Below are 1549 nucleotides of genomic sequence, written 5' to 3'. Positions count from 1 at the left end.
CTAGTCAGTATGACTCCGCGAGGTAGGGGCTGGCCCGCCGCGAGGACTCAAACGCGGGTTAGTATTTCTGCCAGAGCCGCACGGTGTGGACAGGGCCACACCCGGCGATATCCATCACGGAGGCCAGCGTGGAAAACGATAGCACACTGTACGTAGGGCTCGACGTTCACAAGGATTCGATCACGGTGGCCTATGCGCTGGGCACAGGCGAGGTCGAACTGCTCGGCAAGATTGGCACGACGAAGACGGATATTGATCGCCTGTGTAAGCGCCTGCAATCGAAGGCGCGGCACATCCGCATCGTCTACGAGGCGGGCCCGTGCGGCTATGGACTTTACCGTCAGCTCGTGCAGAAAGAATTCGACTGCATGGTGTGCGCGCCGTCGCTGATTCCGAAAAAGCCGGGCGATCGGGTCAAGACTGACCGGCGTGATGCGATCAAGCTGGTGCGGTCGCTGCGCGCCGGCGACCTCTCAGCGGTGTACGTGCCAAGCGTGGAAGACGAAGCATTCCGCGATCTGGCTCGCGCGTGGGTCAGCGCCAAGGACGATCTTAAGCGTGCCCGGCAACGGCTGAAGGCCTTTCTGCTCCTGCATGGCGTGCGCTATGCCGGCCGCGCCGACTGGGGACCTGCGCACCGGCGCTGGCTGAGCGCCTGTGCTTTCGACAGCGTTTGGCAGCAACTGGCATTCGAGGAGTATCGGCGCACGATCGAGGATCGCCTGGCGCAATGCGACCGGCTGGAGGCCGCGTTGCGCGAGGCCGTCGTCAACTGGCGATTCTATCCTGCCGTGCTGGGCCTGCAGACGATGCGGGGCGTCCAGTTCACCACGGCAGTGGGCATGCTCGCCGAGCTCGGGGATCTGTCACGCTTCGCCCACCCGCGCCAGCTGATGGCCTGGCTGGGGGTGACGCCGTCCGAACACTCGTCAGGCGACAAGCGCCGTCAGGGCAGCATCACCAAGAATGGCAACAGCTATGCAAGAAAGTTGCTGGTGGAAGCGGCCTGGAGCTACCAGCACCCGGCCCGCGTGAGTCCCGAAATCCAGCGCCGCCACGAAGGCATCCCCAAGCCCATCGTTGACCGCGCCTGGGACGCGCAGGTGCGCCTGTGCCGGCGCTACCGGAAGCTCGTTGCGCGCGGCAAGCAGAAGAATATTGCGGTGGTCGCGGTCGCTCGCGAACTCGCCGGTTTCATCTGGGACATCAGCCAGCTCGCCATGTCGCTCGCCGTACGGCCCGAGGTGCGCATGGCGTGACCCAACCCTTGAGCAACACGTGAATCAACCTCACCACCCGAGCAAGAGTTTCCTGAAGGCGGCGTAGCCCGGCACCCGAGCAACCCGCGAGACGGTTAGGCAACGGATTTGATTCGACTTGCGGTACTAGATGGCGGCAGGCTCGCTGGGCGGACTTCTGTAATGCGGTAACCAACCCGCGGATATCAGCATGATCCACCGTCGAGATTTACTGCTACGTCGCCCTCAGGAAATTCAGATGGCAGTTCAAAACCCAAAACCGATCCCCTCTTGACAAGCGGAGTCATATC

General features: G+C 62.9%; 1 protein-coding gene. It reads left to right on the top strand.

The features are described from left to right. Positions 1-128 precede the first annotated feature (128 nt). Positions 129-1259 carry an IS110 family RNA-guided transposase gene (locus P0D73_RS46375; protein ID WP_408183713.1) on the top strand — a complete coding sequence of 377 codons (1131 nt, stop codon included), beginning with the start codon at positions 129-131 and terminating at the stop codon, positions 1257-1259. Positions 1260-1549: the final 290 nt, after the last annotated feature.

The organism is Paraburkholderia sp. RL18-101-BIB-B, assembly GCF_046026985.1.
Classification (GTDB): domain Bacteria; phylum Pseudomonadota; class Gammaproteobacteria; order Burkholderiales; family Burkholderiaceae; genus Paraburkholderia.
Note: the sequence above shows the minus strand (reverse complement) of the source record. Positions and strands in the feature narration are given on the sequence as shown.